Annotated in this window: 23 protein-coding genes; 15 read left to right on the plus strand and 8 right to left on the minus strand. The window is 74.5% G+C overall.

What is annotated here, in order from left to right; genetic code table 11:
• Positions 1–35: 35 nt before the first annotated feature.
• From ACFV3R_RS08185 to ACFV3R_RS08235, 11 genes are all read left to right on the plus strand, one after another.
• Complete coding sequence (locus ACFV3R_RS08185) at positions 36–980, plus strand: N-acetylneuraminate synthase family protein (RefSeq protein ID WP_385577397.1); 945 nt, start codon at positions 36–38, stop codon at positions 978–980.
• A gap of 382 nt (positions 981–1,362) precedes the next feature.
• Positions 1,363–2,469 carry a hypothetical protein gene (locus ACFV3R_RS08190; RefSeq protein WP_385577517.1) on the plus strand — a complete coding sequence of 369 codons (1,107 nt, stop codon included), beginning with the start codon at positions 1,363–1,365 and terminating at the stop codon, positions 2,467–2,469.
• A 122-nt stretch (positions 2,470–2,591) separates the two neighbouring features.
• Positions 2,592–3,596 carry a GlxA family transcriptional regulator gene (locus ACFV3R_RS08195; protein ID WP_385577400.1) on the plus strand — a complete coding sequence of 335 codons (1,005 nt, stop codon included), beginning with the start codon at positions 2,592–2,594 and terminating at the stop codon, positions 3,594–3,596.
• Between the two features lie 16 nt (positions 3,597–3,612).
• Positions 3,613–4,224, plus strand: a complete 612-nt coding sequence (locus ACFV3R_RS08200; RefSeq protein ID WP_385577403.1) for a DJ-1/PfpI family protein — start codon at positions 3,613–3,615, stop codon at positions 4,222–4,224.
• 201 nt (positions 4,225–4,425) lie between these two features.
• Positions 4,426–5,769, plus strand: a complete 1,344-nt coding sequence (locus tag ACFV3R_RS08205; RefSeq protein ID WP_385577520.1) for an amidohydrolase — start codon at positions 4,426–4,428, stop codon at positions 5,767–5,769.
• 164 nt (positions 5,770–5,933) lie between these two features.
• Positions 5,934–6,980, plus strand: coding sequence for a BMP family protein (locus ACFV3R_RS08210; protein ID WP_385577523.1), 1,047 nt, complete (start codon positions 5,934–5,936; stop codon positions 6,978–6,980).
• 289 nt (positions 6,981–7,269) lie between these two features.
• A complete protein-coding gene (locus ACFV3R_RS08215; RefSeq protein WP_385577406.1) occupies positions 7,270–9,045 on the plus strand; it encodes an ABC transporter ATP-binding protein in 1,776 nt (591 codons plus the stop codon).
• Positions 9,042–10,181 carry an ABC transporter permease gene (locus ACFV3R_RS08220; protein ID WP_385577408.1) on the plus strand — a complete coding sequence of 380 codons (1,140 nt, stop codon included), beginning with the start codon at positions 9,042–9,044 and terminating at the stop codon, positions 10,179–10,181. The genes ACFV3R_RS08215 and ACFV3R_RS08220 overlap by 4 nt, the downstream gene beginning before the upstream one ends.
• Complete coding sequence (locus tag ACFV3R_RS08225) at positions 10,178–11,476, plus strand: ABC transporter permease (RefSeq protein WP_385577411.1); 1,299 nt, start codon at positions 10,178–10,180, stop codon at positions 11,474–11,476. The genes ACFV3R_RS08220 and ACFV3R_RS08225 overlap by 4 nt, the downstream gene beginning before the upstream one ends.
• Positions 11,473–11,934, plus strand: coding sequence for a cytidine deaminase (locus ACFV3R_RS08230; RefSeq protein ID WP_385577414.1), 462 nt, complete (start codon positions 11,473–11,475; stop codon positions 11,932–11,934). Before ACFV3R_RS08225 ends, ACFV3R_RS08230 begins: the two co-directional genes overlap by 4 nt.
• A 128-nt stretch (positions 11,935–12,062) precedes the next feature.
• Positions 12,063–13,340, plus strand: coding sequence for a thymidine phosphorylase (locus ACFV3R_RS08235; protein ID WP_385577417.1), 1,278 nt, complete (start codon positions 12,063–12,065; stop codon positions 13,338–13,340).
• A 91-nt stretch (positions 13,341–13,431) separates the two neighbouring features.
• Here ACFV3R_RS08235 and ACFV3R_RS08240 read toward each other — a convergent pair whose 3' ends face one another.
• On the minus strand, positions 13,432–14,619 hold the full coding sequence (locus ACFV3R_RS08240) for a 4-hydroxybenzoate 3-monooxygenase (protein WP_385577419.1): 1,188 nt from the start codon (positions 14,617–14,619) through the stop codon (positions 13,432–13,434).
• 337 nt (positions 14,620–14,956) lie between these two features.
• Between ACFV3R_RS08240 and ACFV3R_RS08245 the strand changes: the two genes are divergently transcribed.
• On the plus strand, positions 14,957–15,544 hold the full coding sequence (locus ACFV3R_RS08245; protein WP_385577421.1) for a Uma2 family endonuclease: 588 nt from the start codon (positions 14,957–14,959) through the stop codon (positions 15,542–15,544).
• Positions 15,545–15,646: 102 nt separating this feature from the next.
• Here ACFV3R_RS08245 and ACFV3R_RS08250 read toward each other — a convergent pair whose 3' ends face one another.
• Positions 15,647–16,957, minus strand: a complete 1,311-nt coding sequence (locus ACFV3R_RS08250) for an MFS transporter (RefSeq protein WP_385577423.1) — start codon at positions 16,955–16,957, stop codon at positions 15,647–15,649.
• 111 nt (positions 16,958–17,068) lie between these two features.
• On the opposite strand from ACFV3R_RS08250, the gene ACFV3R_RS08255 reads away from it, so the two are divergent.
• The gene (locus ACFV3R_RS08255; protein ID WP_385577425.1) at positions 17,069–18,181 is read left to right on the plus strand and encodes a LysR family transcriptional regulator; all 1,113 of its coding nucleotides are present in this window, start codon (positions 17,069–17,071) and stop codon (positions 18,179–18,181) included.
• 48 nt (positions 18,182–18,229) lie between these two features.
• Here the strand turns inward: ACFV3R_RS08255 and ACFV3R_RS08260 are convergent, their stop codons facing one another.
• Positions 18,230–19,087, minus strand: a complete 858-nt coding sequence (locus ACFV3R_RS08260) for an alpha/beta hydrolase (RefSeq protein WP_385577525.1) — start codon at positions 19,085–19,087, stop codon at positions 18,230–18,232.
• A gap of 411 nt (positions 19,088–19,498) precedes the next feature.
• On the opposite strand from ACFV3R_RS08260, the gene ACFV3R_RS08265 reads away from it, so the two are divergent.
• A complete protein-coding gene (locus tag ACFV3R_RS08265) occupies positions 19,499–20,620 on the plus strand; it encodes an adenosine deaminase (protein ID WP_385577428.1) in 1,122 nt (373 codons plus the stop codon).
• A 196-nt stretch (positions 20,621–20,816) separates the two neighbouring features.
• Positions 20,817–21,161 (plus strand): ATP-binding protein, encoded by a 345-nt coding sequence (locus ACFV3R_RS08270; protein WP_385577431.1) that lies wholly within the window; start codon positions 20,817–20,819, stop codon positions 21,159–21,161.
• Positions 21,162–21,258: 97 nt separating this feature from the next.
• Here ACFV3R_RS08270 and ACFV3R_RS08275 read toward each other — a convergent pair whose 3' ends face one another.
• The 5 genes from ACFV3R_RS08275 to afsQ1 all read right to left on the minus strand — a co-directional run bounded on the left by ACFV3R_RS08275 (position 21,259) and on the right by afsQ1 (position 25,429).
• The gene (locus ACFV3R_RS08275; RefSeq protein ID WP_385577434.1) at positions 21,259–21,489 is read right to left on the minus strand and encodes a PspC domain-containing protein; all 231 of its coding nucleotides are present in this window, start codon (positions 21,487–21,489) and stop codon (positions 21,259–21,261) included.
• A 78-nt stretch (positions 21,490–21,567) separates the two neighbouring features.
• Entirely contained in the window at positions 21,568–22,125 is a 558-nt protein-coding gene (locus tag ACFV3R_RS08280) for a VanZ family protein (RefSeq protein ID WP_385577437.1), read from the minus strand.
• A 210-nt stretch (positions 22,126–22,335) separates the two neighbouring features.
• The gene (locus ACFV3R_RS08285; RefSeq protein ID WP_385577440.1) at positions 22,336–23,007 is read right to left on the minus strand and encodes a hypothetical protein; all 672 of its coding nucleotides are present in this window, start codon (positions 23,005–23,007) and stop codon (positions 22,336–22,338) included.
• A gap of 29 nt (positions 23,008–23,036) precedes the next feature.
• Positions 23,037–24,854, minus strand: a complete 1,818-nt coding sequence (locus ACFV3R_RS08290) for an ATP-binding protein (protein WP_385577528.1) — start codon at positions 24,852–24,854, stop codon at positions 23,037–23,039.
• Complete coding sequence (gene afsQ1, locus ACFV3R_RS08295) at positions 24,752–25,429, minus strand: two-component system response regulator AfsQ1 (RefSeq protein WP_385577531.1); 678 nt, start codon at positions 25,427–25,429, stop codon at positions 24,752–24,754. Before afsQ1 ends, ACFV3R_RS08290 begins: the two co-directional genes overlap by 103 nt.
• Positions 25,430–25,464: the final 35 nt, after the last annotated feature.

Here is a 25,464-nt window from a genome sequence, read left to right on the forward strand (position 1 = left end):
CCGGCGGGATCACCCACCACGAAGGACATTCGCTGATGACCAGCAACGCCCGCACCCGCTCCCTCGGCGACCGGCTCGTCGGCCCCGGCCACCCCGTCTACGTCACCGGCGAGATCGGCATCAACCACAACGGCGAACTGGACAACGCGTTCGCCCTCATCGACGCCGCCGCCGAGGCCGGCTGCGACGCCGTGAAGTTCCAGAAGCGCACCCCCGAGGTCTGCACCCCGCGCGACCAGTGGGAGATCGAGCGCGACACCCCCTGGGGCCGCATGACCTACATCGACTACCGCCACCGCGTGGAGTTCGACGAGGACGGCTACCAGGCCATCTCCGAGCACTGCAAGAAGCGCGGCATCGACTGGTTCGCCTCCCCCTGGGACGTCGAGTCCGTCGCCTTCCTGGAGAAGTTCGACGTCCCCTGCTACAAGGCGGCCTCCGCCTCGCTGACCGACGACGACCTGCTGCGCGCCATGCGGGCCACCGGCCGCGCCGTCATCCTCTCCACCGGCATGTCCACCCCGCGGCAGATCCGCCACGCGGTGGAGGTGCTGGGCAGCGACAACATCGTCCTGTGCCACGCCACCTCGACGTACCCGGCGAAGGCCGAGGAGCTCAACCTGCGCATGATCAACACGCTGCAGGACGAGTACCCCAACGTGCCGATCGGCTACAGCGGCCACGAGACCGGCCTGCAGACCACCCTCGCCGCGGTCGCCCTGGGCGCCACCTTCGTCGAGCGCCACATCACCCTGGACCGCGCCATGTGGGGGTCCGACCAGGCCGCCTCCGTGGAGCCGCAGGGCCTGCAGCGCCTGGTGCGCGACATCCGCACCATCGAGGCCTCCCTGGGCGACGGCGTCAAGAAGGTCTACGAGAGCGAGCTCGGCCCGATGAAGAAGCTGCGCCGCGTCGCCGGTGTGGTCGCCGAGGCCGAGGCGAAGACCGAGGCCACCGTCTCCGAGCCCGTCTCGGCCTGAACCCCGCCAGGACACCTGCACCGTGAGGTCACCAGAGGGCGCCGCCCGGCCCGACCCGGGGCACGAGGCGGCAGCACAGCCGGCCACCGATCCCGCGCCCCGGCGTGAGGAGAAGGTGGTGCGGCAGGGCGAGGAGGGGGCGGGCCGGTCCGCCGAGGAGCGGACCGCGGCCCCCGTCCGGGAGGCGCCGGGCCACCCGGCCGAGGAGGCCACCGTGCCCGCCCCGGGCGAACCGGCGCGGCCCGCCCGCCCCGCGGACCAGGCACCCGCCCCCCTCACCGGGGAGACCGGGCCCGCCGCCGGCGTCCGCCGGGCCGCGACGGTGGGCCCGCCCGGCCCGGTGCCCTCAGCGGAGGCGGTGGCCGACCGCCGCCTCCGCGCGGTGCCCCGGCAGCGCGGCCGGCGCGCGGGCGCCACCGGCCCCGGCGCCGGGACGCTCGCCTTCGTCGAGAGCCCCGTCCAGCTCCTCAACGTCCTGGAGTGGGCCCACCTGGAGCAGGTCGCGGCGGGCCTCACCCTCGTCGTCCTCTCCCCGCACGACCCCATGACCCGCGGCCAGCTGCGGCGCATGGCCGAACTCGCCCGCGACGAGGGCTGCTCGGTGCGCTGGGAGGAGGCGCGCGGCGGCGCGACCGCCCCGCTGCGCACCATCGGCGGACTCACCCCGCACCTGCGCCGCGCGCACCGCGTCGTCATCGGCGACCCCTTCTCCCGCTACGTGCAGCTCCTGCTCACCCTCACCCCCGCCCGCGAGCTGGTGGTGGTGGACGACGGCACGGCGACCATGGAGTTCGTCACCCAGCTCGCCCGCGGCGAGAAGCTGGTGCGCTGGCACCGGCACGGCAACGGCCGCGGCGCCCGCGACCTGCTCTTCGCGCCCGTCTCCGCCACGGTCCGCCGGCGGCTGGCACCGCGCCCGGGCGGAACCGGGCGGAGCGTGGCGGTGTTCTCCGCCATGCCGGTCGAGCCGCCCGAGGGCGTCACCGTCGCCGCCAACGCCTTCGCGTGGACCCGCGACCGGTTCGGTCCGCCCCGGCTGACCAGGGGCACCGACATCGTGGGCACCTCGCTGGTGGAGACCGGCGTGGTGGACCGATGCGCCTACCTCGCCGCCGTCACCGCGCTGGCCGACCACCACGGCGCCGGACGCTACTTCGCGCACCGCCGCGAGAGCGCGGACAAGCTCCACCAGGTGGCCACCGCCACCGGGCTGGAGGTGGTCCGCCCCGACCTGCCGCTGGAGCTCATCGCCCGGCGGGGCCCCATCGGCCGCAAGATCCTCAGCTTCCCCTCGACCGTCGTCCACACCCTGCCCCTGGCGCTGGAGGGCACCGGGGTCGAGGTGGCGGTCTGCGACATCGACCCGGCCTGGCTCACCAAGAAGGCGTCGCCGCGCGCCGAGGGCTTCCTTACCGGCGTCACCGACACCGCCCGCACCGTCCACCGCCTGACGCGGGCCACGGCGGACGGGGCGGTCTCGCCGATATAGCAGCAGGCCGCCCACCCGGCCCCGCGGCGCCCCGCCCGCGGGGCGCACGTGTACCCGGGGTGGCGCGAAGTGTGGGGTGTGCGTCGTGGACGCCACCCGCCGGCCGCGGCCAGCATGGAGACGTGAAACGACGCGTGCTCTTCGCTGTGTTCGAGGACTTCCAGTCCCTGGACCTGGCCGGCCCGCACGAGGTGTTCCGGTACGCGGACCGCCTGGCGGGCGGCTACCACTGCGACGTGGTGGCGGTCCGGCCCGGCCCGGTCACCTCCTCCGGCGGGCTGCCGGTGCTGGCCTCGCACGGTGTCCGCGACGCGCCGGGGGACGTGGACACGCTGATGGTGGTGGGCGGCCGGGGTGTCGACGTGGCGTGCGGCGACACCGAGCTGACCGGCTGGATCGCGGCCACGGCGGTGCGGGCGCGGCGGGTGGCCTCCGTGTGCAGCGGGGCGTTCCTGCTGGCGGCGGCCGGGTTGCTGGCCGGACGCCGGGTGACCACGCACTGGCAGCGCGCGGCACAACTCGCCGCCGCCCACCCCGACGTGCGGGTGGACCCCGACCCCGTCTTCCTGCGCGACGGCCGGGTGTGGACGTCGGCGGGCGTGACCGCCGGCATGGACCTCGCGCTCGCCCTCGTCGAGGACGACCTCGGCCGTGACGTCGCCCACCAGGTGGCCCGGCAGCTGGTGATGTTCCTGCGCCGGCCCGGCAGCCAGTCGCAGTTCAGCGTTCCGCTGTGGACGAGGCAACCCACCAGCGACCCGGTCAGGTCGGCCGTCCACGCCGTGCACGCCGACCCGGGGGAGCGGCACGCACTGGCCGACCTCGCCGCACTGGCCGGGCTGAGTCCCCGCCACTTCCAGCGCCGCTTCTCCTCGGAGCTCGGCCTGCCGCCGGCGGCCTACGTCGAGCGGGTCCGCGTCGAGGCGGCGCAGCGCGCGCTCGCCGAGGGCGCCGACCCCGTCGAGGTCGTCGCACGCCGGGCCGGCCTCGGCTCGGCCGAGACGCTGCGGCGGGTCTTCCACCGGCACGTCGGCGTGACGCCGACGGAGTACCGCGCACGCTTCCGGTCCGCCCACGGCCCGGACCACGACGGCGTCCGGGCCGCCCAGGCCCCGGACCACACCTGACCCCGGAGGGGAAACCATGACCACCTACGGCCTGCTGGTCTTCGAGGGCGCCGAGGAGCTGGACTTCGTCGGCCCCTGGGAGGTCCTCACCGTCTCCGCCGCCCTGCGGGAGGGGGCCGACAGCGCGGTGCTGGTCGCCGAGCGGAGCGACCCGGTCCGCTGCGCCAAGGGGATGCGGGTCCTGCCCGACCACACCTTCACCGACCACCCGCCCCTGGACGTCCTGCTGGTACCCGGCGGGCAGGGAACCCGCCGGGAGGTCGGCAACCCCGCGACGACCGGGTGGATCCGGAAGGCGGCGGCCGACGCCGACTGGGTGACCAGCGTGTGCACCGGGTCGCTGCTGCTGCACGAGGCGGGGCCGGCGCGGAACCGGCGGGTGGCCACCCATCACGCCTTCGAGGACACGATGGAGGCCCGCGGGGAGGTCACGGTGGTGCGGGACGCGCGCTACGTGGTGGACGGCAACCTGGTCACCAGCCAGGGCGTCTCGGCCGGCATCGACATGGCGCTGTGGCTGGTCGGCCGGCTGTACGGCCGCGACCACGCGCGGGCGGTGCGCCGGCACCTCCAGTACGAGCCGGCGCCGCCCTACCTGGCGGACGAGCCGCTGCCCGCGGCGGGCTGAGGGCGGCTCGCCGGCGCCTGCGGACGCCGCCACCGCAAGGGGGCGTCCACAGGTGCACGGCGAAGCGCGCATGTATACCCGTCCACATCCTGAGCCAACCCCCCAAGGGCGGGTAAATGTTCGCCCGGACGGTTGAAGTTTTGCCTGAGGCCCGGCAGTTGGCCGGAAAAGAGCCGTAGGGTTCCCAGGATGAGCCACCTGATGCCCGCCCATCCGCAGCCCGCCGACACCGGCACCACCGACGCAGGGGAGCAGTCGGTGCCGGGGCTGCTCTCCGAGGAACTGGGCGCCGAGCTGATCGCCTTCCGCCGTGACCTGCACATGCACCCGGAACTGGGGCACCAGGAGTTCCGCACCACCGCGGCGATCAAGGCCCGGCTGGAGCAGGCCGGTCTCGAACCCCGGCTGCTCAGCGGCGGTACCGGCCTGGTCTGCGACGTCGGCCTGCCGGCCGGGGAGACCACGGGCGCGGCCGGCGCACCCCTGACCGGCCCCTTCGTGCCCGACTCGCGGGCCGGGGCGCCCGCGGGCGGGATGCTGGCCCTGCGGGCGGACATCGACGCCCTGCCCATCCCGGACACCAAGACCGTCTCCTACCGCTCCACCGTCCCGGACCGCGCCCACGCCTGCGGGCACGACGTCCACACCGCGGTCGTGCTGGGCGCCGGGCTGGTCCTGGCCGAACTCGCCCGGCAGGGGCGGCTGCCGCGGCCGGTGCGCCTGCTGTTCCAGCCGGCGGAGGAGGTCCTGCCCGGCGGCGCCTCCGACGTCGTGGAGGAGGGCGTGCTGGAGGGGGTCGGGCGCATCCTGGCGGTGCACTGCGACCCGCGGGTGGAGGTCGGCCGCATCGGGTTGCGCACCGGTGCCATCACCTCGGCCTGCGACCGCCTGGAGGTCGAACTCGACGGCCCGGGCGGCCACACCGCGCGCCCCCACCTGACGACCGACATGGTGACGGCCGCCGCCCGCGTCGCCCTCGACGTCCCCGCGCTGCTGGCCCGCCGGGTCGACGCCCGCTCCGGGCTCGCCGTCACCTGGGGCCGCATGGAGACCGGCCATGCCTGCAACGTCATCCCCCAGCACGCGGAACTCTCGGGCACCGTGCGGTGCCTGGACATCGACGCCTGGCGGGCCGCCCCGGACCTGGTGCACGCCGCCATCGACGAGGTCGCCGGCCTGCACCGCGCCAAGTCGCAGATCAACTACGTGCGCGGCGTCCCGCCGGTGGTCAACGAGGCCGAGTCGGTCAAGCTGCTGGAGCAGGCCATGACCGAGCGGCGCGGTGCCGACGCCGTCGAGTCCACCGAGCAGTCCCTGGGCGGCGAGGACTTCTCCTGGTACCTGGAGAAGGTCCCCGGCGCCATGGCCAGACTCGGCGTGCGGCCCGGCGGGGAGGCGGCGGCCGCGGGCGCCACCGGGTTCGGCGGTGAGGGGCCCACGCGGCGCGACCTCCACCGGGGTGACTTCGACGTCGACGAGCAGGCCATCAGGGTGGGCGTCGAGCTGTTCACCGCGGCGGCGCTGCTGGACGGACACCACGGGTAGGCGCGGCCGTCATCCGTCGTTCGCGACGATCCGATAACGACCCCCGGAAACGGGTATCTACGCGCGTTACGATGCGGCGCAACCAGCGCCGAGGTCGGCGCTACGAGTTGCACACGCCTCGCGTGTCACACGTGTCGCGTCCACCAGTCGAAGGGGTCATCCTCGTGCGCCGGGTATCCACCATCGCTGTCGCGGGCCTAGCCACCGCGGCCCTGTCCGTCTCCCTCACCGCCTGCGGCGAGTCGTCCACCGACGCCAAGTCCGGCAAGAACATGGGCGTGGGTCTCGCCTTCGACGTCGGCGGGCGCCAGGACCACTCCTTCAACGAGGCCGCCGCCCGCGGCCTGGACAAGGCCGAGAAGGACTTCGGCGTGAAGTCGAAGATGATGACGGCCCAGAACGGCGAGACGGAGTCGCAGCGCGAGCAGCGGCTCGTCTCGCTGGCCGACGCCGGCTACAACCCGGTCATCGGGGTGGGCTTCAACTACGGCAAGGCCATCAACGCCGTGGCCAAGAAGGCCAAGTACAAGGACGTGACCTTCGGCGTCGTCGACTCCGCCTCGGAGGCGAAGAACGTCTACGGCATGACCTTCGCCGAGCAGGAGGGCTCCTACCTCGCCGGGGTCGCGGCGGCCCTGAAGACCAAGACCCACAAGGTCGGCTTCATCGGCGGCGTCAACAACGCGCTGATCCAGAAGTTCCAGGCCGGGTTCGAGCAGGGCGTCGCCGAGACCGACAAGAAGGTCCGGATCACCTCGCAGTACCTCTACGCCGACGACGACAAGGGCTTCAACGACCCGGCCGCCGCCAAGGGCAAGGCCAAGGGCATGCTCGACAACGGCATCGACGTGATCTACACCGCCGCCGGCCTCTCCGGCGCCGGGTCGATCGAGGAGGTCGCCGGCAAGAAGGGCGCCTGGGCCATCGGCGTCGACTCCGACCAGTACGCGCAGACCGGTCTGAAGGAGTACCGCGACTCCATCCTCACCTCGGTGATGAAGAACGTCGACGTGGCCGTCTACGACCTCGTCAAGAGCGTGGTGAAGGACAAGAAGCCGCTCACCGGCACCGGCACCTACACCCTCAAGGACGACGGCGTGCGCCTGTCGACCTCCGGCGGCTTCATCGACGACATCCAGCCGCAGCTGGCCGCGGCGAAGAAGCGGATCGCCGACGGCAAGGTGAAGGTCGCCCTCACGCCCAAGAAGTGACCGTCCGCCCCCGGCCGCAGCGGCCGGGGGCGCCGCCCCGGCCCACGGCGGCCGGGGCCCGCGGGAACGCCGGACGTGCCCACCGGGTCGGCCGACCGCCTCGTCCACGCCGGCGGACGCCCCCACCACCGGGTGCGCCGCCGCGCCCCGCACCGGCTCCCACCCCGTGCCGGTGACGGTCGCAGCCGGGTGTCCGGACCGCGCCGCCGGCCCGCACCGGACCCGCCGGCCGGCCCGCCCGTCGCGCCGGCCCGCCCCGCTCCCTGCTCCCCGAGGAGAGTGCGCCACCATGCCCGCCAGCAGCCCCCCACCGCAGCCCGGTCCCGCCGCCGACGGCGTGCCCGCCGAGCAGCCGCCGGCCGTCGAACTCCGCGGCATCACCAAGCGGTTCCCCGGCGTCGTCGCCAACCACGACATCGACATCACCGTCCACCGCGGCACCGTGCACGCGCTGGTGGGTGAGAACGGCGCCGGCAAGTCGACGCTGATGAAGATCCTCTACGGGATGCAGAAGCCCGACGAGGGCACCATCCGCATCGACGGCGAGGAGGTGCACTTCCACAGCCCCGCCGACGCCATCGACCGCGGCATCGGCATGGTCCACCAGCACTTCATGCTGGCCGACAACCTCACCGTCCTGGAGAACACCGTCCTGGGCGCCGAGCGGCTGCACGGCATCCGCGGCCGGGCCCGCTCCGCGGTGCTCGCACTCTCCGAGAAGTACGGGCTCGGCGTGCGGCCCGACGCGCTGGTGGAGGACCTCGGCGTCGCCGACCGGCAGCGGGTGGAGATCCTCAAGGTCCTCTACCGCGGCGCCCGCACCCTCATCCTCGACGAGCCGACCGCCGTGCTGGTGCCCCAGGAGGTCGACGCCCTCTTCGCCAACCTCCAGGAGCTCAAGGCCGAGGGGCTCACGGTGCTGTTCATCTCGCACAAGCTCGGCGAGGTGCTCTCGGTCGCGGACGACATCACCGTCATCCGCCGCGGCACCACCGTCGCCTCGCTCGCGCCCGCCGCCACCACGCCCCGCCAGCTCGCCGAACTCATGGTGGGCCAGGAGCTGCCCTCGCCGCAGACCGGCGAGTCCACCGTCCAGGAGACCGAGACGCTCACGGTGGCGGGGGTGCGGCTGACCGCCGCCGACGCCGACGGAGTGGCCCGCCCCCTCCTGGACGAGGTGAGCCTGCGCATCCGCGCCGGCGAGGTGCTGGGCATCGCCGGGGTCGAGGGCAACGGGCAGGCCGAACTGGTCGAGGTCATCATGGGGATGCGGGTGCCTGACGCCGGGTCCGTGGTCCTGGCCGGCGAGGACGTCACCGCGCTGCCCACCCGCACCCGGCGCGAGCGGGGCATCGGCTACGTGCCCGAGGACCGCCACCGCCACGGCCTCCTGCTGGAGGCGCCGCTGTGGGAGAACCGCATCCTCGGCCACGTCACCGAGCGGCCCAACTCCAGGGGCGCGCTGCTGGACATCCGCGGCGCCCGCGCCGACACCCGCCGCATCGTGGCCGAGTACGACGTGCGCACCCCCGGCATCGAGGTCACCGCGGCCTCGCTCTCCGGCGGCAACCAGCAGAAGCTGATCGTCGGCCGGGAGATGAGCCACCAGCCGAAGCTCCTGATCGCCGCGCACCCGACGCGCGGGGTGGACGTCGGCGCCCAGGCCCAGATCTGGGACCAGATCCGGCAGGCCCGCCGGGACGGCCTCGCGGTGCTGCTGATCTCCGCGGACCTCGACGAACTCATCGGCCTCTCCGACACCCTGCGCGTGATGTACCGGGGCGCACTGGTGGCCGACGCCGACCCGGCCACCATCACCCCCGAGGAGCTGGGCTCCGCCATGACCGGCGCGGCCAGCGGCCACCTCGCCCACCCGGACGCCGAGGAGGGCCCGCAGCCCCCGGGGGCCCCGGCGGCCCCCGGCGTCCCCGCACCCGCCGCAGCCCCGGACGACGCGGCGCCCGACGCGGCCGGGAACGCCCCGAAGACCCCCGACGCCCCCGCGGCCCCGGCGGAGGCCGCCCCCGACGAAGCAGCCGGTACCGAGAAGGGCGAACGCCCGTGAGCGCAACCACCAAACGGATCGACGGCACCCGACTGGCGCTCGGCATCGCCGCCCCCGTCCTCGCCGTCGTCGCGGCCCTCGCCGTCACCTCCCTGATCATCCTGGCGACCGGCAAGGACCCGATCCACGCCTACCTCGTCATGGCCGACTACGGCTCCAAGAGCGACAGCCAGGTCTGGATCATCAACAAGGCCGTCCCGTACTACCTCTCCGCGCTCGCGGTCGCGGTCGGCTTCCGGATGAACCTGTTCAACATCGGCGTCGACGGCCAGTACCGCATCGGGGCGTTCTTCGCCGCGGTCGTCGGCGGGGCGCTGGACCTGCCCGGCGGCCTGCGCATCCCCGTCGTCATCCTCACGGCGATGGTGGTCGGCGCGCTCTGGGCGGGCATCGCCGGCGTGCTGAAGACCACCCGGGGGGTGAGCGAGGTCATCACGACCATCATGCTCAACTCCATCGCCGGTGCGGTCATCGGCTACTTCCTCCAGGAGGGCCGCCTCGCGGTCCGCGACGGCAACCTCTTCCACACCACGAACCTGCCCGCCGCCGCCCACTTCTTCACCTTCCCGACCCAGCCCGACCCCGTGGAGGGCTTCGTGGTCGTCGCCGCCCTGGTCGGCGTCGTCTACTGGTTCGTCCTGAACCGCACCCGGTTCGGCTACGACCTGCGGACCGTGGGCCGTTCGGAGTCGGCGGCACTGGCCGGCGGCGTCAGCGTGAAGCGGATGGTCGTCACCTCCATGCTGCTCTCCGGCGCCGCGGCGGGCCTGGTCGGCATGCCCACCCTGCTCGGCGAGTCCTTCAACTACGGCACCGACTTCCCCGAGGGCATCGGCTTCACCGGCATCGCCATCGCCCTGCTGGGCCGCAACCACCCGGTGGGCATGGCGGTGGGCGCGCTGCTGTGGGGCTTCCTCGAACGCACCGGCGCCCAGCTCGACTTCGAGGGGTACGAGCAGGAGATCGTCGGCGTGATGCAGGGCGTCATCGTGCTCTGCGTGGTCATCGCCTACGAGATCGTGCGCCGCTACGGGCTCAAGCGCCAGCAACGACGGGTCGGCGCCGAACTCGCCGCCCAGGCCGGTCCCGCCGGCGACCACCCCGAACGCACCGACACGGCGGAGGTGTCCGCGTGAGCCAGAACCTCACGAAAGCGACCAAGGAGGCCGGCGCCCCGGCGGCACCGACCGTCCGCGCCCGTGTCACCCGGCGGCTCACCACGCCCCGCGTGCTGCTGATCCTCGCCGGTGCCCTCGTCCTGCTCTCCCTGCTGCGCGTCGTCACCGGCGCCGACGACCTCACCGGCTCCGGCCAGTACGGCGCGGCGCTCTCCGCTGCCGTGCCCATCGGCCTCGCCGGACTCGGCGGGCTGTGGGCCGAGCGCTCCGGCGTCGTCAACATCGGCCTCGAAGGCATGATGATGCTCGGCACCTTCGCCGCCGGCTGGATCGGCTGGCAGTACGGGCCGTGGGCCGCAGCCCTCGCCGGTGTGGTCGGCGGTGCGCTCGGCGGCCTGCTGCACGCCCTGGCGACCGTCACCTTCGGCGTCGACCACATCATCTCCGGCGTGGCACTCAACATCGTCGCGCAGGGCCTGACGCAGTTCCTGGCCAAGCTCTGGTTCGGAGCCGACGGCAGTGCCGCGGCGCAGGCCGGCGGCACCGACAAGTCCTCACCCGTCATGGCGGACATGCCCACCTTCACCGTCCCCGGGCTCTCCTCGGGGCTGCTGTCGGTGGAGAAACACCACTGGTTCCTCCTCTCCGACCTGGCCGGCATCCTCGGCTCCCTCGTCACCCAGGTGAGCTGGCTGACCGTGGTCGCCGTCGCGGTGTTCGCCGGCAGCTTCTTCCTGCTCTGGCGCACCGCGTTCGGCCTGCGGCTGCGGGCCTGCGGCGAGAGCCCGGTCGCGGCCGAGTCGCTGGGCGTCAACGTCTACCTGCACAAGTACGCCGCGCTGACCGTCTCCGGGGCGCTGGCCGGCCTGGGCGGCGCGTTCCTGGCCATCTACGTCCACATCTACCAGGACGGTCAGACCGGCGGACGCGGCTACATCGGCCTGGCCACGATGATCTTCGGCAACTGGCGGCCCGGCGGCGTGGCACTGGGCGCCGGCCTCTTCGGCTTCACCGACGCCCTCCAGCTCCGCAGCGGCAGCCCCGTCATCCACGCCCTGCTGCTCCTCCTCGCCCTGGCGCTGCTCGCCCTGGGGGTGTGGAAGCTGCGGGCCGGGCGGCGCATCCAGGGCGGGGCGGGCGTGCTCGTCGCCGTGGTGCTGGGCCTGTGGTACGCGCTGAGCGACTCGGTGCCGCTGGAGGTCGTCTCGGTGGCCCCCTACATCGCTACGCTGCTGGTCCTCTCGCTTGCCGCACAACGGCTGCGGATGCCCAAAGCCGACGGCAAGCCCTACCGAAGGGGCCACAGCACGTGAGCACCACCCCCGCGCAGCCCGCCGACCGGTTCCCCCTCGACCCGCAGTCCCCGGCCGCCCCCGAAGGCGCCGACGTCGACTGGGAGAGGCTGCGCACCCTGGCCCGGGACGCCATGTCCCGGGCCTACGCCCCCTACTCCGGCTACCCGGTGGGGGCCGCGGCCCTCGTCGAGGACGGCCGGACCGTGACCGGCTGCAACGTGGAGAACGCCAGCTACGGGCTGTCCCTGTGCGCCGAGTGCGGGCTCGTCTCCGCGCTGCACGCCTCGGGCGGCGGCCGGCTGACGGCGTTCACCTGCGTCGACCGGGCCGGCGACCTCCTCGTCCCGTGCGGCCGCTGCCGCCAGCTCCTGCACGAGCACGGCGGCCCGCACCTGCTGGTCGACGCGCCCTCGGGCGTCCGGCCGCTGGCCGCGCTCCTCCCGGAGGCGTTCGGCCCGGACCACCTGAGGGGCTGAGCCGCCGGGCGCCTGCCGCGTGCATCAGGCGGCCCGAAGCGGGGACGAGGACCCCGGGAGTCCCACCCGGACCGCACACTCCCGCAAGGACTCCGAAGACCGTGCCACACCTGCAGTGAGGACTTCCGATGGACGCCATCTCCGTCATCCGCGCCAAGCGCGACGCGCAGGAACTGACCCCCGAACAGATCGACTGGGTCGTCGACGCCTACACCCGCGGTGAGGTCGCGCACGAGCAGATGTCGGCGCTCGCGATGGCGATCTACCTCAACGGCATGAGCCGGGTGGAGGTCGCCCGCTGGACCGCCGCCATGATCGCCTCCGGTGAGCGCATGGACTTCGCCGCCCTCGGCGTGCCCACCGCCGACAAGCACTCCACCGGCGGCGTCGGCGACAAGATCACCCTGCCGCTCGCCCCGCTGGTGGCCGCGTGCGGTGCCGCCGTGCCGCAGCTCTCCGGCCGCGGCCTCGGCCACACCGGCGGCACCCTGGACAAGCTGGAGGCGATCCCCGGCTGGCGGGCCTCGCTCAGCAACGAGCGGATGATGGGCGTGCTCCGCGACGTCGGCTCGGTCATCTGCGCCGCCGGCGACGGCCTGGCCCCCGCCGACAAGCGCCTGTACGCACTGCGCGACGTCACCGGCACCGTCGAGTCCATCCCGCTGATCGCCAGCTCCATCATGTCCAAGAAGATCGCCGAGGGCACCGGCTCCCTCGTCCTGGACGTCAAGGTCGGCTCCGGCGCGTTCATGAAGTCCCTGGACCAGGCACGGGAACTGGCCTCCACCATGGTCGAGCTGGGCACCGACCACGGGCTGCGCACCGTCGCCCTCCTCACCGACATGTCCACCCCGCTGGGCAACACCGCGGGCAACGCCCTGGAGGTCCGGGAGGCCGTGGAGGTCCTGGCCGGCGGCGGCCCCGCGGACGTCGTGGAGCTGACCCTCGCCCTGGCCCGCGAGATGCTCGACGCGGCGGGCCTGCCCGACGCCGACCCCGCCAAGGCGCTCGCCGACGGCTCCGCCATGGACCACTGGCGCCGCATGATCACGGCCCAGGGCGGCGACCCCGACGCGGCCCTGCCGGTGGCCCGGGAGCAGCACGTGGTGCACGCAGCCGCGGACGGCCTGCTCGCCGCCCTCGACGCCTACGCCGTGGGCCTGGCCGCCTGGCGGCTGGGCGCCGGACGGGCCCGGCAGGGCGAGGCGGTCCAGGCGGGTGCCGGCGTCGAACTCCACGCCAAGCCGGGCGAGCGCGTCACCAAGGGCCAGCCGCTGCTGACCCTGCACACCGACACCCCGGAGAAGCTGCCGTACGCCCTGGAGGCACTGGACGGCGGCGTGCTCATCACGCCGCCGGAGACGGAGTACCGCACGACGCCGATCGTGCTGGAGCGGGTGGGCTGAGGCCCCGCCGGGCCGGGGCCGCCCTCCGGGGTGAGCCCCGGGCCCGCGCCCCGGTGGCCCCGGGCGGACCCCGGGGCCACCGGGGCGGACCTCAGGCCCCCACGTACGAGCGGGCGAACCAGGTCGCCAGCCCCACCGAGTCGCGCAGCTGGGCGAGGCGGGCCGTGCGGAGGCGGTGCGGGAAGAGGTCGTCGGGCGACTCGTCCTCGGGGCGGTGGGTGATGCCCAGCAGCCAGTGCGAGAACTCCTGGGCCTGCCAGATCCGCGGCACCCGGGTCGCCGAGTAGGCGGCCAGCCGCGTGTCCTCGCCCCGGTAGTGGTCCACCAGGGCGGCCGCCAGCTCCTCCGCGTCCCCCAGGGCCAGGTTCATGCCCTTGCCGCCCGCGGGGGTGATGATGTGCGCCGCGTCGCCGACGAGGAACATCCGCCCGTGGTCCATCCGCTCCGAGACCACGCTGCGCATGTCCAGGACGGCCTTCTCCGTGACGGGGCCGGTCGTCAGCTTCCAGCCGTCGGCGGCGAGCCGCTGTTCCAGGGCCGTCCAGATCCGGTCCTCGCTCCAGGCGGCGGGGGTGTCGCCGGGCGGGCACTGGAGGTAGAAGCGGCTGATCTCGGAGGTGCGGAGCATGTGCCCCGCGAAGCCGTCCTCGTGCAGGGCGTAGATGATCTCCTCGGTCGACGGCGGCGCCTGCGCCAGCACCGCCAGCCAGCCCACGCCGTGCCGGCGCTCGTGCGTCCGCAGCCGCCCGGCCGGGACCGAGCGGCGTGAGACGCCGTGGAAGCCGTCGCACGCCGCCACGAAGTCGCACTCCAGCTCGTACTCCTCGCCGCTGCCGCCGTCCCCGTCCTCGGCGGCCCGCACCCGGATGACGGCCCGCTCCGGGTCGACAGCGACGGCGGGCCGGGAGTAGCGCAGGTCGCCGCCGGCGGCGAGGAAGGCGTCGGCGAGGTCGCGGACGAGGAACTGCTGCGGGTAGACGTAGTGGTGGCAGCCGCCGCTCAACTCCGCGTAGGGCACGGAGAACCGCAGGCCGTCGTAGCGGAACTCGCAGCGGCCGTGCGGCGTGCCCTCGCGCAGCATCCGGTCCGCCAGCCCGTGCCGGGCGAGGAACCGCACCACCCGGTGCTCGATCGCCCCGGCCCGCGCCCGGGCCTCCACCCGCTCCCGGTCGTACTTCTCGACGACCACCACGTCGATGCCCGCCTGCCGCAGGACACCTGCGAGCGTCAGCCCCGCCGGTCCCGCCCCGATGATCCCCACCTGTGTGCGCTGGCGCATGACGCCCCCCGTCGGTCGTGGCCGGTGGGGTGTGCTGCGCCGGACGGCTGTCCACCCCCCCGTGGCCAGGTAACTTCACCAAGGGTAAAGCCGGTTGGGGCATCTGGGCGGCGGCCCGGTGCGGAGCGGGCCAGTGGCGGCGACGTGTCGGAGCGGGCCGTGACGGGAGTGGTGGGCGCCCGCCGCGGTGGCGGTGGGGGAGTGTGCGGACACGCCGGTCTGCTGCGGAAACGTGCCTGCTGACCTGCGCTTCCTCGATCGGGTGAAGAGATTGCGTGGACCGCGGCCCCGCGAGTTCGGCATGCTGGTATGGGCGACACAAGCAGAGGAGACCGCCATGAGCGCACTCACCGTCGACCAGCACGCCCACGGGGGCGACTGGGACGGTCTCGTCCGGCTCTGGGAGGAGACGGACGGTCCTGAGGGCAGCAAGGTGGAGATCATCGAGGGGATCGTCACCGTGTCGCCACCGCCCGCCAACCGCCACAACGAACTGATCGACCTGATCCAGCGGCGGCTGTACTCCGTCCTCCCGGAGGACCTGGGGATCTACCAGACCCAGGGTGTCGCCGTTCCGTCCCGACAGGGCCTCTACGTACCCGACCTCGCGGTCGTCCCGCGCACGGCCCTCCGCGAACCCGGCAACCACATCCCCGCCGCAGCCTGCGAGCTGGTCGTCGAGATCACCTCGCCCTCGAACGCCGGCCACGACCGGGTGGCCAAGCCCGCCGGTTACGCACGCGCACAGGTGCCGCTCTACCTGCTGGTCGACCCCCACGCCCCGGGGGTCCCCACGGTGACGCTCTACGGGGAGCCCAAGGAGGACGTCTACCGGGTGCTCGCGGCCACGCCGTTCGGCGGCAAGGTCAGCCTGCCGCAGCCCTTCGGCCTGTCCCTGGACACCGCGGACTTCCCCACGGACTGAGGACGCAGCGCCTCCGAACAGCGCGGGCCCGGACACGTCGAAGGCCGCCGCACCCCCTCCCGGGGCATGCGACGGCCTTCCGTCATCCTGCGGGCGCCCGGGTCAGGCCGCGGCGCGCACCGACAGCCGGCGCCGTTCCACGACCGCCTTCCGGGTCGCGTACAGCGTCACCGCGGCGGCGGCCGCCAGGGCCAGCAGGCCGAGGGCCACGGTCGCCGGCCAGCCCGCGGCGTGGAAGGCCGCCGCGCCGAGGGCGCCGCCGATGCTGGAGCCGACGTAGTAGGCGCTCTGGTAGAGGGCCGAGGCCTGGGCGCGGGCGGTCTCGGCCGCCCGGCTGACCGACGAGGACGCCACCGCGTGGCCGGCGAAGAAGCCGGCGGTGATCAGCACCAGGCCCACCAGCACGGCCGCCAGCGAGTCGGCGAGGGAGACCAGGAGCCCCGCGGCGGTGGTGCCGACGGCCAGGTACAGCGCGCCGCGCCGGCCGAGGCGGCCCACCAGACGGCCCGCGGCGGCCGAGGAGACCGTACCCACCAGGTAGATCACGAAGATGGAGCCGACGATGCCCTGCGGCAGGCTGAACGGCCGGTCGACCAGGCGATAGCCGATCACGGTGTACACCGCGCCGAAGACCATCATGAACAGGCCGCCGATCGCGTACAGGCGGCACAGCAGCGGGTTGGAGAGGTGTCCGGCCACCGTGCGGGCCAGTGCCCGCGGGCCCACCGCCCGCGAGACGAAGTGCCGGGCCCGCGGCACCATCAGGCGGAAGACCACCGCGCAGGCGACGGCCATCACGCCCACCGTCAGCAGTGCCGCGCGCCACCCCCAGGCCTGTGCGGCCCAGCCCGTGACGATGCGGCCCGACATGCCGCCGATGCTGTTGCCCGCGACGAACAGGCCGATCGCGCTGACCAGCGCCTTCGTCTCCACCTCCTCCGCGAGGAAGGCCATCGCCGAGGCCGGGGTGCCCGCCAGCGCCACACCCTGGAGGCCGCGGAGCGCGATCAGGGCGCCGAGTGAGGGCGCGAACGGGACGACGAGCGCGATGACGGCGGCCACCGTCAGGGAGGCGGTCATCATGGTGCGCCGGCCGAAGCGCTCGGAGAGCGCCGAGAGCGGGACCACGCCCAGCGCGAGACCGAACGTGGCCGCCGAGACGCTCCAACTCGCCGCGTCAGGGCTGACGCCGAGGTCGCCGGAGATGGCCGGCAGCAGCGCCTGCGTGGAGTACAGCAGCGCGAAGGTGGAGACGCCCGCGGCGAAGAGCGCGAAGCTCATGCGCCGGAAGCCGGGGCCGCCCGGCCGCAGCTTGGTGAGCGGGGTGGCGGTGTCGACGGAGTCGGAGGAGGGGGACGAGGCGACGGCGCCCGCACGGTCGACGGCGGGCGCCCCGGTATCAGCGGAAGGCATGTCCCCGACGCTAGGACCCGATCACTGATGCGTCCAATGCATGGAACTGGGATAATGCATGCTCCAGAGCATCACCGCAGTACAGGAAGGCAGCTGTCAAGGGTTCGCAACATGGAAGACAGAACCGTGACATCTCAGGGCCAGGCCGCCGCCCCCTCCTCCGGCCGCCCTTCCCGCGGCGGCGGGCAAGCCCCTCGCGATCCGGGCCCCCGCGGCGGGGCCGGCCGCACCGGTGGGGCACGCAGCGGCGGGGCCGGCGCCGGGGCGGCGGCCCGCCCGGCGCCGGGCGCCGACGTCGCCGAGCCCGACCTGCCCCTGGACCCCGGCTCCTGGGCACAGCTGCTCGCGCCGCGGCTCGCCCAGTTCGTCGCCGTCGCCCGGCACGAGCACGTCACCCAGGCCGCCCACGACCTCGGCATGCCGCAGTCCACCCTGAGCCGGGCCGTGGTCCGCCTGGAGGCCGACATGGGCGTCACGCTCCTCGCCCGGCGGGGCCGCACCGTCTCCCTCACCCCCGCGGGCCGCGCCCTGCACGCCTCCGCCGAACGGGCCCTCACCGCCCTGGGCCGGGCCGCCGACGCCGTGCGGGCCGAGGCGGACCCGGCCACCGGAAAGGTCGCCTTCGGCTTCCTGCACACCCTCGGCCCCGAGACGGTGCCCGGGCTCATCCGCGCCTTCCGCGCCGAGCACCCCCGCGTCCGCTTCCAACTCGTCCAGGGCTACGGCGAGGCGATGATCGACCGGGTCCGCTCCGGCGACCTCGACCTCTGCCTCACCTCGCCGCTGCCGGAGACCCCCGACCTGGTGGCGCGGCGCCTGGACGAGCAGAAGCTGCGCCTCGTCGTGCCGGAGGACCACCGGCTCGCCGAGCGCCGCCGGGTCCGCCTCGCCGAGGCCGCCGCCGAGCAGTTCGTCATGCTCGAACCCGGCTGGGGGCTGCGCCGCATCACCGACGCCCTCTGCGCCGAGGCCGGCTTCACCCCCCGGGTCGCCTTCGAGGGCGAGGAGGCCGAGACGCTGCGCGGGCTGGTGGCGGCGGGCCTCGGCGTCGCGCTGCTGCCGCCGCCGGCGGTGCCGCGCCCCGGCGTCGTCGAGCTGACCGTCACGGCCCCCCGCGCGGTCCGGGAGATCGGCGTGGCCTGGCTGGACGGGCACCCCGACACCCCGCCCGTCGCCGCCTTCAAACGGTTCCTGCTGGGGCGACGGGGGCAGCTGCTGGGGTGAGGGCTCCTCCCGGGCCCGGGCACTCCCGCCCGGGCCCGGACGCCGGGCTCAGAACCGGCCGCCCCCCTCGTCCAGGGAACCCCCGAAGCCGGAGGCCAGCGGCATGGCCAGGCCGAGCGGGGGCGGGGCGGCGAAGGCGTCCTGCAACGGCCGGGCGAACGGGCGGGCGAAGAGGCAGCCGAGGGTGAAGTCGACGGCCAGGGCCTGCACCTCGGACCGGTACTGGCGCAACCGGTGGCCGTCGGCGTGGACCTCGAAGCGGCACACGTCCGGGTTGACCTTCTTGGCGCGCTGCGCGTAGCGGTAGGAGGCGTCGGGCGAGGCGCGCCGGTCGTTGGTGCCGTGGACCAGCAGCACCCGGCGGCCCAGCAGCCGGCGCACGTCGTCGTCCTCGTCCTCGCCGGCCGGGGGAGCGGCGAACTCCGGCTCCGCCGCCGGGCCGGTGGCCTCCTCGCCACCCTCCTCCGCCGACGGCCGCGCGCTTTCGGCGGCGTGGGGCGCCGCGAGCGCCTCCTCGGCGGGTGCGCCCGCCGCGCGCTCCCGCCACGCGTTCCGCGCACCGGGGGCCGCAGCCGGGCGCAAGGAGGGGAACCAGGGGGCGATCCCCATCACCCCCTCCACCGCGGGGTGGTCGGCGACCCGGAGGGCGGCCCGGGCCCCGAGGCCGATCCCGATCAGGCAGACCGGGACGTCCCCGTAGCGCCGCACGACCTCCTCCAGCGCCCACCCGGCGTCCGCCACCGGGTGCGCGGCGGCGCCGTTCCACCCGCGGTGCCGGTAGCGCACCACGTGCGCGGCCAGCCCCTCGTGGCGGCCGGCGCGGGTCAGCCGGGCCGCCAGCGGACGGGCGGCGAGCGCCGGGAGCGGCGAGGGGCGGCCCGTGCCGGACGTCTCGCACCGCGGCAGGATCAGGGCGATCGCACCGACCGCGCCGGGCGGATGCACCCCGCCGACCCCGTCCGGGGCCACGGCCGGCACGCCGCCCTCGGCCTCGGCGGCGGGCCCGCGCCTGCGGCCCGCGCCGGCGCGGCGCTGGTGGGGCATGAGCCGCGGCACCCGGTCCTGCACCACGGCCGGCAACCGCCCGGGCCGTCGCGGCGGTGCCACCGGCGGCGTGGTCTCCCAGAACTGCGGTCCGTCGGGGCCGATCCTTCTTCCCAGCCGGGCCGTGCGGGGCGCCGGGGTCTGCTGAGCCATGGGCGTAACGATGGCAGAAGGGCGGGGCACGGCCACCCCGGCGACGGATCACCGTTGGATATCGTTCACGGACGTCTACGCGCGTAGGGGTGCGCGTACGAAGCCGACCAGGGAGACCAGATGACGACGGATCACCACGTCCACGCCGCTGACCAGCCCCTCCCCTCCGAGGACCAGCTCCACCGGGCCCCCAAGGTCCTGCTCCACGACCACCTCGACGGCGGCCTGCGACCGGCCACCGTCGCCGACCTCGCCCGCGGGTGCGGCTACAGCCGGCTTCCGGAGACCGAACCGGAGGCGCTGGGCCGGTGGTTCCGCGAGGCCGCCGACTCCGGTTCGCTGGAGCGCTACCTGGAGACCTTCGCCCACACCTGCGCCGTCATGCAGACCCGCGAGGCGCTGGTACGGGTGGCCGCGGAGTGCGCCGAGGACCTCGCCGCCGACGGGGTCGTCTACGCCGAGGTCCGCTACGCCCCCGAACAGCACCTGGAGCGGGGGCTGTCACTCGAAGAGGTCGTCGAGGCGGTCAACGAGGGCTTCCGCCAGGGGGAGCGACGGGCCGCGGCGGCCGGCCACCGCATCCGCGTCGGCGTGCTGCTCACCGCCATGCGGCACGCCGCGCGTTCCCTGGAGATCGCCGAACTCGCCAACCGCTACCGGGACCTCGGGGTCGTCGGCTTCGACATCGCGGGCGCCGAGGCCGGCTTCCCGCCCACCCGGCACCTGGACGCCTTCGAGTACCTCAAGCGCGAGTCGAACCACTTCACCATCCACGCGGGCGAGGCGTTCGGGCTGCCCTCGATCTGGCAGGCGCTCCAGTGGTGCGGCGCCGACCGGCTCGGGCACGGCGTGCGGATCATCGACGACATCCAGGTCGCGGACGACGGCGAGGTCAAGCTCGGCCGGCTGGCGGCGTACGTGCGGGACCGGCGGGTCCCCCTGGAGATGTGCCCCACCTCCAACCTCCAGACGGGCGCCGCACCCTCCTACGCCGAGCACCCCATCGGACTGCTGCGCCGGCTGGGTTTCCGCCTCACCGTCAACACCGACAACCGGCTCATGAGCGGGACGACCATGACCCGCGAGTTCACGCACCTGGTGGCGACCTTCGGATACACGCTCGACGACATCCAGTGGTTCACCGTCAACGCGATGAAATCCGCGTTCATCCCATTCGATGAACGTCTGGCGCTCATCAACGACGTCATCAAACCGGGCTACGCCGCCCTCACCGCCGACTGAGGCGCCCGGCCGGTGCCTCCGCCCCTCCTGAGCTGTGACGACGGGACGGCGCAACGGGCGGCCGGCGGAGTATGCGGACGTCGGCGCAAGGGGGCAAGTCACCCGCCGGGACAGCCTCCGGAGGTGTTTGCGGCGCCGGTCGCGACCTCACTAGGTTCCTGGCTCGTCAAGCCCCCGTGAACGAGGACGTGTTCGCATGAAGCAGGGAACCATCAGGACTCTCGGTGCCGCCGCGCTCGGTGCGGCCCTCGCCGCCGTGGCGGCCGGGTCCGCCTCCGCCGCCCCGACGGACGGGTTGCTGAACGCCGCCCACACGCTCCCGGCCAACGCCCCCACCGTGCTCGACGCGGGCGCCCAGGCCGTCACCCAGGGCACCCAGTCCCTCGCGGACCACGGCGCCAAGGCCACCCAGGGCCGGCACGCCAAGGGCAAGGCCGCGACCAAGCACGCCAAGGCGAAGAACGCGGGGCTGCTCGGCGGCCTGCCGACCGACGGCGTCACCCACGCCGTCTCCGGCGCCGGGCTGCCGCTGGGCGGCTGACCAGCCACCCAGGCCCCCGCGCCGGCACACGCGACCGCGCCCCGACCCGTACGCCGCTACGGGACGGGGCGCGGTCGCGTTCGGGGCCGCGCCGCGGTCACCAGGCCCGGCCGCCCGCGGCGGCTCCGCCGTGGGCGCGCGGGGACTTCTCGGACGGCATCAGCACCCACAGCGCCAGGTAGACGAGGAACTGCGGGCCGGGCAGCAGGCAGGAGACCACGAAGATCAGCCGGACGGTGTTCGGTGTCATGCCGAAGCGCCGGGCAAGACCCGCGCAGACTCCGGCGATCATGCGGTTGTCCTCGGGGCGGACCAGTGGGGCGGACATCGCGACTCCTCTTGTCGGGCGGGCTCGGCACGGTGGGACGCACCGGCCGGGGTCTCTCTCCCCGGGTGCCCCCACATCTCAAAGGTAGGTACGCGAACCGGACAAAGCATCCGCCCGCGGGGGGACCGCGACCCTGGGGACCCTCGGGGTCGCACCCCGATGCCCCTGCTCCCTGCGGCGGAGCCAGGCACGGCCCGAGGGGACCAGCAAAAGGTGCGCCAGGGCCACGCCCGCCGTGTTGAGCAGCACCACGTCCACGTCCGGCACCCGGCCCGGCACCCCCGTCTGCACCACCGCGATCGCCAGGGAGACCAGGGCGCCCGCCATGACCGTCCGCAGCAGCGAGGCAGCCGGCGAGACCACCAGCCGGCCCCCGGCGAGCGGCAGCAGCACCCCCAGCGGCGCCAGCAGGAGCAGCGCCGGACCGAGGCTGTGCCAGGCCTGCCCCGGGCCCAGCGACAGGTCGGTCTCTATGGTCGCGAAGAGATGGAGGTTGGGCTCCGTCACCCACGGTACGGAGCGGGGGCGGAGGGTCAGCCACGCCACGGCCGACAGGTGCACCGCCAGGAGCACGGCTCCCGCGGCGCGCAGACGGGGGGCGGTGGGGCCGCCTGGGCCTTCGTGCAGCACGCTCATCCAGACGTGGAAAACGGTCGGGGCGGTTCCGGCGGAGTACCGATGTGAGCTGGGACGCCCCGCTGCCGGCCCGCGGGCCGCCCGGGAAGCCCCCGGCGGTGCCGGACCGGCCCGGCGCCGCACCGCCGCACGGCCGCGGCGCGGCAGCGCGGCACCCCCAGCGGCACCGCCGTCCGCGCACGGCGGGTGCGCCTCCCGGTCAACGCCGGGTCACGGGGTGGTCGCCGGGCTGGGCGCCGCGGTAGGGCTGCCCCAGCCACGGTTCTGGGCGATGTCCGGATGCGCCAGCACGTCCGGTGAGCAGGCGTAGCGGTGCGGCGTGGTGCCGCGGCGACCGGCCGGACCGCCCAGCCAGACCGAGCCGTCGGAGCCGGTGACCGCGGCCTGGCTGAAGGTGCAGACGATCTGGGCCAGCGCAAACGCGGGCAGGTCGTCCGGCTGGACGCTCAGCCGGGTCGACCGCGGGGGATCACCGGGCAGCGACTCCTGGGCCACGAGGCTCTCGGGCACCGTACTGGAGAACCCGGCGCGGGTCTCGGCCGTCGAGGGCCGGTGGCGCAGCTGCGCCAGGAGCGCGCGGGCCGTGTCCTGCCGGGAGGACGCCGAGGCGCCCAGGGAGTCGTCGGAGCGGCCCACCGCCACGAGAGCCGACCCGCACACCAGGAAGACGGTGGCGTGTCCGGCCCGGGGTGAGGCGGGGGCCTGGTCCGGCGTGGTCGGGGAGGCCTCGCTGCCGGGGGCCAGGCAGCTCACCCGCGAGGGCGCGGCCCCGGCGTCCACCGGGACCTTCGTGGTGGGGATGCCGCAGCCCGCCGGCAGCACGACCACCGCCACGGTCGTCGCCGCCACTGCCGCACTCCGCAGCCCGCGCAGTCCCGCCACGGCCGCTCCTCCGGTTCGTGCCGGGCGCGTCACGCTTCCCCCTCGGTGTCGCCGGTGGACGGTGCGTCCTGGGTCCGGCCGTCCGGCTCGGCCGCCAGATGGGAGGCGTCCCGCGGCAGCCGGAGCGTGAAGACGGCGCCGCCCTCGGGTGAGTTGGCCGCGGTGATCTGCCCACCGTGGATGTGGGCGTTCTCCATGGCGATGGAGAGCCCGAGGCCGCTGCCGTCGGAACGCGGCCGGGAAGCGCTGGCCTTGTAGAAGCGGTCGAAGACGTGCGGCAGCACCTCCTCCGGGATGCCCGGACCGTGGTCGCGCACGCGGATCAGCAGCTCGCCGCAGGGCGGCCCCGGCTCGTCACCGTCGAACTCGCCGCCGTCGGCACCGGCCCGGCCGGTGCCGGGCCGGCCGGTGCCGGGCCGGCCGTTCGCGTGGCCGGCCCGCGGGCCGGTGCCCGCGCCCTCGTCCGCACCCACCGCGGTCGCGCCCGCGGCCTCCGCCTCCGGCACCGTCCGCACCGAGACCGACACCGGCGACCCGCCGTGCTTGAGGGCGTTGCCGATGAGGTTGGCGAGGATGACGTCCAGGCGGCGCGGGTCCAGACGCGCCAGGATGCCGCGCTCGGCGTCCAGCTCCACGGCGTCCAGCCAGGCACGGGCGTCGATGCAGGCGGTGACCTGGTCGGCGACGTCGACGTCGTCGAGCACCAGACGGGCGGTGCCGGCGTCGAAGCGGGTGACCTCCATGAGGTTCTCGACGAGGTTGTTCAGCCGCCGGGTCTCGCTGACGACGAGCTGCACGGCCGGCGCGATCATCGGGTCCAGGGAGTCCGCCTCCTCCTCCAGGACCTCGGTGACGGCGGTGATCGCCGTCAGCGGGGTGCGCAGCTCGTGCGACATGTCGGCGACGAAGCGGCGGGAGGCCGCCTCACGGCCGCTCAACTCCTCCACCCGCTGCTGCAGGCGCTCGGCGGTCCGGTTGAAGGTGCGCGAGAGGTCGGCGAGTTCGTCGGTGCCGGTGACCCGCAGCCGGGTGTCGAGCTTGCCCTCGCCCAGCTTGCGGGCCGCATGCCCCAGCCGCTGCACGGGACGCAGGACGGTGCTGGCCGCGGCCTGGGCGAGCAGCGCCGAACCGACGAGGGCGACCGCGGTGGCGATCGCCAGCGACCAGGCCAGCGAGTTGAGGTCCTGCCGCTCGGTGGCCAGCGACTTCGCGAGGTACCCCGTGGGCCCGCCGCCGACCAGCTTCGCGCCGGCGACCAGGTACGGGGTGCCGTGTATCTCGACCCGCTGCCAGTACAGGTGGTAGGCGGCGGGATTGGCGGCGTCGACGGTCCGGCGCCGGTCCACCGCCCGCCGCAGCGACGCCGGCACGGTCGCCACCGTCAGCAGGTCGGGGTCGCTGGTGGCGGCACAGCTGGAACCCGCCTCCCGGCCGCCCAGCAGCAGCACCGTGTAGTTCTGCGGACCGGCCGCCATCTGACGCGCGGTGGCCTGGAGTTCGTCGCACCGCGGCTGGGCGGGCAGCGCCCGGGCGTTGTCGCGCAGGGACTCGCGGAAGTCGGAGAGCACGGCCTCCTGGGTGCGGTCCAGGACGGCGTTGCGGTTGAGCCAGTAGGCGATGCCGGAGGCACAGACCGCGGCCGTGAGGGCGACCAGCGCGAAGACGAAGACCAGGCGCAGCCGCAGGCTCGTCCACCGCAGCAGGCCGGCCGTCCGGCGCAGGGTGCGCCCGGGGGTGCGTGAGGTCACTGCGGGGCGTCCAGCCGGTAGCCGACGCCGCGGACCGTGCGGATCAGCTTCGGCGAGGAGGGCACGTCCTCGACCTTGGCCCGCAACCGCTGCACGCAGGCGTCCACCAGCCGGGAGTCGCCCAGGTAGTCGTGTTCCCAGACCAGGCGCAGCAGTTGCTGCCGGGACAGGGCCTGCCCGGGGCGGCGGCTCAGCTCCAGCAGGAGCCGCAGCTCGGTCGGTGTGAGCTGGAGGTCCTCGCCGTTCTTGGTGACCGTCATCGCCGAGCGGTCGATCAGCAGCGAGCCGAAGGACGCCGAGTCGGTGGTCTCCCGCTCGCCGCGCCGCAGCACGGCCCGGATGCGGGCGTCCAGCACCCGGCCCTGCACCGGCTTGACGACGTAGTCGTCCGCGCCCGACTCCAGCCCGACCACCACGTCGATGTCGTCGTTGCGCGCGGTGAGCAGGATGATCGGCAGCTGGTCGGTGCGTCTGATCCGTCTGCACACCTCGAAGCCGTCGATGCCGGGCAGCATGACGTCCAGAACGATCAGGTCCGGACGCTGCTCACGCAGCAGCTGCAGGCCGTCCTCACCGCTGGCGGCGGTCACCACACGGTGACCCTGGCGCGACAGCGAGAGTTCGAGAGCCGTGCGGATGGCGTCGTCGTCCTCGATCAGCAACAGGAAAGGCACGTCGGTCATTCTGGCCCATGGGCCCGGGGGGAATC

It is taken from the genome of Streptomyces sp. NPDC059740, from assembly GCF_042733155.1.
Taxonomy (GTDB): Bacteria; Actinomycetota; Actinomycetes; order Streptomycetales; family Streptomycetaceae; genus Streptomyces.